The 6939-nt window shown below is 57.3% G+C and carries 9 protein-coding genes; all 9 read right to left on the bottom strand.

The features are described from left to right. Positions 1-407: PhnD/SsuA/transferrin family substrate-binding protein (locus tag RT613_RS13515; protein ID WP_313616094.1), on the bottom strand; the 407-nt coding region annotated here is incomplete at its 3' end. A gap of 83 nt (positions 408-490) precedes the next feature. Next, positions 491-1348 (bottom strand): phosphonate ABC transporter ATP-binding protein, encoded by an 858-nt coding sequence (gene phnC / locus RT613_RS13510; RefSeq protein WP_192486868.1) that lies wholly within the window; start codon positions 1346-1348, stop codon positions 491-493. Between the two features lie 184 nt (positions 1349-1532). Continuing rightward, complete coding sequence (locus RT613_RS13505; RefSeq protein ID WP_313616092.1) at positions 1533-2150, bottom strand: DapH/DapD/GlmU-related protein; 618 nt, start codon at positions 2148-2150, stop codon at positions 1533-1535. After that, positions 2147-2854 (bottom strand): phosphonate C-P lyase system protein PhnL, encoded by a 708-nt coding sequence (gene phnL, locus RT613_RS13500; RefSeq protein ID WP_313616090.1) that lies wholly within the window; start codon positions 2852-2854, stop codon positions 2147-2149. The genes RT613_RS13505 and phnL overlap by 4 nt, the downstream gene beginning before the upstream one ends. 13 nt (positions 2855-2867) lie before the next feature. After that, positions 2868-3647: a phosphonate C-P lyase system protein PhnK gene (phnK, locus tag RT613_RS13495; RefSeq protein ID WP_313616088.1), complete on the bottom strand. Its 780-nt coding sequence runs from the start codon at positions 3645-3647 to the stop codon at positions 2868-2870. Further along, positions 3644-4546: an alpha-D-ribose 1-methylphosphonate 5-phosphate C-P-lyase PhnJ gene (locus tag RT613_RS13490; RefSeq protein ID WP_313616086.1), complete on the bottom strand. Its 903-nt coding sequence runs from the start codon at positions 4544-4546 to the stop codon at positions 3644-3646. The genes phnK and RT613_RS13490 overlap by 4 nt, the downstream gene beginning before the upstream one ends. Before the next feature lie 140 nt (positions 4547-4686). Next, on the bottom strand, positions 4687-5808 hold the full coding sequence (locus tag RT613_RS13485; RefSeq protein WP_313616084.1) for a carbon-phosphorus lyase complex subunit PhnI: 1122 nt from the start codon (positions 5806-5808) through the stop codon (positions 4687-4689). Positions 5809-5811: 3 nt separating this feature from the next. Continuing rightward, positions 5812-6420, bottom strand: a complete 609-nt coding sequence (gene phnH, locus RT613_RS13480; RefSeq protein ID WP_313616082.1) for a phosphonate C-P lyase system protein PhnH — start codon at positions 6418-6420, stop codon at positions 5812-5814. After that, positions 6420-6881 (bottom strand): phosphonate C-P lyase system protein PhnG, encoded by a 462-nt coding sequence (phnG, locus tag RT613_RS13475; protein WP_313616080.1) that lies wholly within the window; start codon positions 6879-6881, stop codon positions 6420-6422. Before phnG ends, phnH begins: the two co-directional genes overlap by 1 nt. Between the last annotated feature and the right edge of the window lie 58 nt (positions 6882-6939).

The following is a 6939-nucleotide window of genomic DNA, read 5'->3' as shown; positions in this document are numbered from 1 at the left end:
CCCTTGGCATCAGCCAGCGTCTTGATGCCGCTGTCCTTGCGGGCAACCATGATCGAGTAGTAACCGGAAGAACCGTCAGCCTGGGTGTAGGTGAGGATCGGGTCAACAGCGTTTGGATCGGTCAGAGCGATCTTGGCGTAAGAAGACGCGCCCATGGAAGCGATGTCGATGGTACCGCCGAGCAGACCCTGGATAACGCCGTTATAGTCAGGCGATGGGAAGATCTGAACTTCGGAAACGCCGGTCGCAGCCTTCAGGCCTTCAACCAGGCACTGGGTGTTACGGATCTGGTCGGCTTCGTTTTCGGAGCCGTCGAGACCGATGCGCAGAACCTTGACGTCCTGAGCCATAGCGGCACTTGCAAGCATACCAACGGCAGTAGCCGCGAGAAGAGCTTTCTTGAACATGAGATCATCTCCTGATGTCCGGTTGCCCGGTTTTTGCTGATGAGTGATGCCCTTGACGCGGGCCTATCGATACTGTGCGGTCTTCAAACCCCGGCGACAGCCAGAGGCTCCAGACCGGCAGATTGTTTTGCATCGGCTTCAAGCCGTGCTCCTGGTATGGTGATGCTGGTAGAGGTCATGCTTTCGTCGATGCCTGCACCGTGCGAATCCGTACCGTAAATTTCCTTGACGGCGGCAGCCGTCAGTTCCGAAGGTGTGCCGTCAAAAACCACACGACCAGCCGACATGCCGATGATGCGTTCGCAATAATTGCGCGCCGTATCCAGCGTATGCAGGTTGGTCAGAACGGTAATGCCTTCGCGCTCATTGATGTCGCGCAGCGCGTCCATCACGATCTTGGCGTTGAGTGGATCGAGCGACGCGATCGGCTCATCGGCCAGCACCATCTTCGGAGACTGCATCAGGGCACGGGCAATCGCCACGCGCTGCTGCTGACCACCGGACAGCGTGCCTGCGGCCTGCAGGGCCACATGTTCGATGCCCAGGCGCTCAAGTGCCGAAATCGCCATGATGCGTTCGTCATGCGAAAAAATGCTGAGAAGGCTGAGCACGGTCGAGCGATGGTTCAGGCGGCCTAGCATCACATTGGTCAACACGTCGAGACGTGGCACAAGGTTGAACTGCTGGAAAATCATCGCGCAGTCGCGCTGCCAATTGCGCAGGGAGGAACCGCGCAGGCTTGACACCTCAGTGCCGTTGAAACGGATGGAGCCATCAGTTGGGTCAACCAGACGGTTGATCATACGCAGCAGCGTGGACTTGCCAGCGCCCGAACGTCCAATGACGCCGACCATCTGTCCCTGAGGAATTTCCACGTTCACAGCATTTACAGCAACGTGATTGCCGAAACGGCGTGTGACGTGTTGAAGTTCAAGGCTCATTGTCTGTCCCGTACGCTATTGCTTCGGGACTTGGACCTAACACCAGCCTGTGAAGCGCAAGTGTCAGTTTGGTGAAGAAATTATTACACTCCGGTCTGTCGGACAGTCTCGACCCAAAGCGGAAATTTCAGACGGCAGCTGGTCTTTTATGGAAAGACATGAGCTGCCGCACTGCCGACAGCTGTTAACCGCCGTATTTCGCAACAAAAACTTCGGCACCAAGAGAACGGAAGTCATCAAGGGCGTTGCGAAGTGTCTGATGATCCCAGTCCCACCAGGCCAGCCGGTCCATCCGTTCACCCAGCTCTCTGGAAAAACGCTCCCGGATCAGTTTTGCGGGCACACCGCCGACGATTGTGTAGGGTTCGACGTCTTTCGAGACGACCGCACCTGCGCCAATCACCGCACCATTGCCGATTTTGACACCGGGCAGCACGGTAACGCCGTGACCGATCCAGACATCGTGGCCGATGATCACACGCCGTTGGCGGCGCGCTTCGAAGAAATCCGTTTCATCCTCGACGTCGTCCCAGTAGCTGGCAGCGCGATAGGTGAAATGGTGCAGCGTGGCGCGCTCCACCGGATGGTTGGTCGCATTGATGCGCACCGAGGCTGCAATATTGGCAAACCGTCCAATCGTTGCACACCAGATGGCACCGTCCTGCATCACGTAGGAGTAATCGCCCATCTCCACCTCATGAATGCGGCAGCGTTCGGAAATTTCCGTGTAACGACCGATGGTCGAATTCTGCACATCGGCCGTCGGGTGGATAACGGGTTGAAGACCAACCTTCACACTCATGCTGCAATCTTTCTCGGTGAAAACTGAGTGACATCTATGATGCGGTCGGCAACCGCTTCACGCACTTCCTCGTCGTGGAAAATACCCAGCAACGCGACGCCCTGCTGTTTTTTCTGCTGGATCATGTCGATGACAACGCGGCGGTTGCGGGCATCCAGCGAAGCCGTCGGTTCATCCAGCAACAGGATGGAGTGATCGGTAATGAAACCGCGGGCAATGTTCACGCGCTGTTGTTCACCACCGGAGAAGGTGGCAGGTGGCAGCAGCCACAATTCCTCAGGCAGATTGAGCGCGGCCAGCAGCGCGCGTGCTTTTGTCCTTGCCTCTTCCTGCGGCACCTGCCGTGCGACGAGCGGCTCAGCAACCACGTCAAGCGCGGACACACGCGGTACGGTGCGCAGGAACTGGCTGACATAACCAATGGTGCTTTTGCGCACCTCAAGCACCGTGCGGGGTGCGGCAACGGCAATATCGATCACCCGGCCTTCATGGCTGATCAGGATTTGCCCGCTGTCGATGGCATAGTTGCCATAGAGCATTTTCAGGATCGAGCTTTTGCCGATACCGGACGGGCCGCCCAGCACGGCGCATTCGCCGGTCGCAACCGAAAAATTCACATTTTCGACCACGGGCAGAACGATGCCGTCGCGAAGATGCATGATGAAGCTTTTGAAGACTTCTGACACCACAAGAGGCGTTGTCATGAGAGTATGCCTTTCAGACTTGCAGGATCGAGGAAACGAGCAATTGCGTGTAGGGTTCGCGCGGGTCGTCCAGAACGCGATCGGTCAGACCATGTTCGATGACGTGGCCATCCTTCATCACCATCATGCGATGTGACAGAAGACGGGCAACCGCCAGGTCGTGGGTAACAACGATCACGGCAAGCCCGAGATCGTTGACCAGTCCACGCACCAGATCGAGCAGACGGGCCTGTACCGACACGTCAAGACCACCGGTCGGCTCATCCATGAACACCAGACGGGGGGAGGTGACAAGATTGCGGGCAATCTGCAGGCGCTGACGCATGCCGCCTGAAAAGGCGCGTGGCTGGTCATCGATACGATCAATGCCGATTTCGACTCGTTGCAGCCAGTCCGATGCCGTATCGCGAATGTTGCCGTAATGACGTGCACCAACCGCCATCAGGCGTTCACCGACATTGCCGCCAGCCGAAACGGTCATACGCAGTCCATCGGCCGGGTTCTGGTGCACGAAACCCCAATCGGTGCGCATCAGCAGGCGGCGTTCGGCCTCGTTGATGTGGTAGAGATTGCGGGTCACACCATCACGCATGCGGTATTCAACCGTGCCGGCAGTCGGCATGAGCCGCGTCGATATACAGTTGAGCAAGGTCGTCTTGCCGGAACCGGACTCACCGACGATCGCCAGCACTTCCCCCGGCCACAGCTCGAAAGACACATCCTTGCAGCCGATACGGCCGCCATAAAACTTGGAGACATTGCTGACTTTCAGCAAAGGTGAATCGCTATTCATTCTGCTGCCTCCGGCATATCGGGCGAAAGGTGGCCGCGATGGCCATGCTCGCGACGATCTTCACAATGGTCGGTATCCGAACACACGAACATGCGCCCGCCCGCATCATCCAGAATGACTTCATCAAGATAGACATTGTCGGCGCCGCACAGCGCGCATGGTTTGTCGAATGTCTGGATTTCGAACGGATGGTCGTCGAAATCGAGGCTGACAACCTCGGTATAGGGCGGAACTGCGTAGATGCGTTTTTCGCGACCGGCGCCAAACAGCTGTAGGGCATCCGACATGTGCATTTTCGGATTGTCGAACTTTGGCGTCGGTGACGGGTCCATGACGTAACGCCCTGCCACCTTCACCGGATAGGCATAGGTGCGGGAGATACGGCCATTATGGGCAATGTCTTCATACAGACGCACATGCATGAGACCATACTCTTCAAGTGCATGCATCACGCGGGTTTCCGTCTCGCGCGGTTCCAGGAAACGCAGCGGTTCGGGAATTGGTACCTGATAGACAAGCACCTGGCCCGCCGTCAGCTTTTCCTCGGGAATACGGTGACGGGTCTGGATGATGGTTGCTTCGCTGGTGCGGGTGGTTACGGCAACATTGGCCACCTTCTGGAAGAAGGCACGGATGGAGACCGCATTGGTGGTGTCGTCGGCCCCCTGGTCAATCACTTTCAGGGTGTCATCCCGGCCGATGATGGCGGCTGTGACCTGAACACCACCGGTGCCCCAGCCGTAAGGCATGGGCATTTCGCGTGAGGCAAAGGGTACCTGATAACCGGGTATGGCGATGGCTTTGAGAATAGCGCGGCGGATCATTCGCTTGGTCTGTTCGTCCAGATAAGCGAAGTTGTAACCGGCCAAATCATCCTCGAATGAAACTTCAGGCGACATTGTGCGTTATCCCTTCATGTAAAAGGAGTACAAGCTCATGGATACTGGAATTCTGATTGGTTTGTTCTTTGCACTGTTCATCGCGCTGAACATTGTTTGCGCTGTCTGGTACGCAGAAAGCCTGCGAAACCGTAACAATATCATTCAGCAGCATCGGCAATACTTTCCGTAATGTTGGACGCAGTGCTGTTTTTTGATGCCTGATAGTCAGTGCGCATCTTGCGCACCAAGGCAAGTTCAGCCTGAAAGTCCACGTAATGCGGCAATTTGAGATGTTCGACGAAACCGGTTGCCTGAACATTGTCGGCATGGGAAATGACGAATTCCTCGTCCTGTGCCGGAGCTGTAACATCCTCGCCGAACTCTTCTGCACGAAGTGCACGGTCCACCAGTGACATCGACATCGCCTTGCGTTCGCTCTGGCCGAAAACCAGACCGTAACCGCGGGTAAACTGCGGTGGCGCCTTGGAAGACCCCTTGAACTGGTTGACCATCTGGCATTCCGTGACGCGGATTTCGCCAAGCGATACTGCAAAACCAAGTTCAGGCACGTCGATCTCGACTTCCACTTCACCGATACGCACCTCACCCACAAACGGATGGTTGCGGCCATATCCACGCTGCGTGGAATAGGCGAGCGCCAGCAGAAAACCTTCATCACCGCGCGCCAGTGATTGCAGACGCAGATCGCGTGGCATCGGAAATTCCATCGGCTCGCGGGTCAGGTCGCCAGCCTTGTGATCAAGCGGCATGTCGCCATCGGTCTCGATCAGCCCTTCGGCAGCCAGAATATCGGATACTTTCGAAACCGGATCGATGCCTTCGCTTTGCAGTTCGGGTTCCTCGACGAAGCCGTCTTCCAGCAGCGATGGGTCGAGCAGCCGGTGTGTGTAATCGAAGGTCGGGCCGAGCAACTGGCCGCCTGGCAAATCCTTGTAGGTGGCGGAAACCCGGCGTTCGACACGCATGGCGCCTGTCTCAATCGGTTTCGATGTGCCGAAGCGCGGCAGTGTCGTGCGGTACGCGCGCAACAGGAAGATCGCTTCGATCATATCGCCGCGCGATTGCTTGATGGCGAGCGCTGCCAGCGCGGTATCATGCAATGAGGCTTCCGCCATCACACGGTCCACAGCCAGACCAAGCTGCGCAACGATCTGATCAATAGTCAGGGCAGGCAGCGAACGGTCGCCGCGACGGCGGTCGGCCAGCAGGCGATGGGCATTGGCGATGGCGGTTTCTCCGCCCTTGACGGCAACATACATCGATCAATTCTCCATCAGGTCTATGCGTGTGCTGCGCGGCAGGCACAGGAATTGGTCACCACTCGTCAGAATGACGTCGATACCGCGCGGGAAGGCCAGCCGGTTTTCCACCCACATGTGCAAGAACACCTGTGGCAGTCCTTCCGGGGCAATGTGCCGTTCAGTCTGGATACCCGGTCCGGTCAATCTCAAGGGCGCGCCGCCTTCAAGCGCCGCGACCTCGATCAGAACGGTTGTCGAGCGATCGGGATATTCCTGGGTGCCAACTGAAAACAGGCCAAGTGAGGCCAGTGCAGCACCGGCCTCAAACACTGCGAAACGTGCCAGCCCCTTGTCGCTTTCAAGCTCTGCTCCGCTATGGAAGGCGAGCCAGCCAGGAACGCCGGACTTGGCCAATTCACCATTCATCCAGAAGGGCGTGTCGTGATCGCATAATGTCAGCAACACCGCTCCTGCCGCCTTGCCGAGGGGTACCGGTGGCTTTACGCGGCTTTCAGCGTGATGAATTGTGCCCGGCTGCGCCATGCCATCCATCAGCTTGCGAAATACGCCCTGTGACTCGAATACCGGATCGGCAAATCCGCCAGACAGAATATCGCCTTTACGGTCCATCAGTCGTCTCCTCGAACCATGGTGAAGAAATTGACGCGGGTTGCTGCCGTTTCCTGCTTCTTCTGATCGGCGGTCGCCTTCAGGCGCTTTTCAACCGGCGAAAGCAGGTGGGTTTCAATCGCGTCGCGTGTCTCAGCTTCCTGCCACAGCGCGTCGAAGATCGCCGAAACCCAGGCCTTTTTCTTGTTTGTGCCCAGCGCATGCGCATGACCAACCGTGCCGGATGCCAGACGAATGGTCGCCCGTGTCATGGTGGCTTCGCCAAGGTTGAAGGCATCGCCGCCACCGCCAATGCGACCGCGTACCATCACCAATCCGGTTTCTGGGCCGCGTACCTTCTCGGCTTCCGGTGTCTGTTCCAGACCGTTCCAGACGGCCATCAATTCGTCCATGTTGGCGCGGGCGAGCAGGGCTGCGACGCGCTGGCGGCTTGCAGTCGATGGTGTGTTTTCTGTTTCCATCTTATCCTCAAATGTCTATTGATATAGACAACTATACAAGATAAGATATTGCTATCCG

This window comes from Agrobacterium sp. (assembly GCF_032092815.1).
Lineage (GTDB): Bacteria > Pseudomonadota > Alphaproteobacteria > Rhizobiales > Rhizobiaceae > Agrobacterium.
Note: the sequence above shows the minus strand (reverse complement) of the source record. Positions and strands in the feature narration are given on the sequence as shown.

What these genes read in the sequence shown, in the direction of transcription:
- phnC (WP_192486868.1), bottom strand. Translation starts at nt 1,348, where the DNA reads ATGAGCCTTGAACTTCAACACGTCACACGCCGTTTCGGCAATCACGTT.
- RT613_RS13505 (WP_313616092.1), bottom strand. Translation starts at nt 2,150, where the DNA reads ATGAGTGTGAAGGTTGGTCTTCAACCCGTTATCCACCCGACGGCCGAT.
- phnL (WP_313616090.1), bottom strand. Translation starts at nt 2,854, where the DNA reads ATGACAACGCCTCTTGTGGTGTCAGAAGTCTTCAAAAGCTTCATCATG.
- phnK (WP_313616088.1), bottom strand. Translation starts at nt 3,647, where the DNA reads ATGAATAGCGATTCACCTTTGCTGAAAGTCAGCAATGTCTCCAAGTTT.
- RT613_RS13490 (WP_313616086.1), bottom strand. Translation starts at nt 4,546, where the DNA reads ATGTCGCCTGAAGTTTCATTCGAGGATGATTTGGCCGGTTACAACTTC.
- RT613_RS13485 (WP_313616084.1), bottom strand. Translation starts at nt 5,808, where the DNA reads ATGTATGTTGCCGTCAAGGGCGGAGAAACCGCCATCGCCAATGCCCAT.
- phnH (WP_313616082.1), bottom strand. Translation starts at nt 6,420, where the DNA reads ATGGACCGTAAAGGCGATATTCTGTCTGGCGGATTTGCCGATCCGGTA.
- phnG (WP_313616080.1), bottom strand. Translation starts at nt 6,881, where the DNA reads ATGGAAACAGAAAACACACCATCGACTGCAAGCCGCCAGCGCGTCGCA.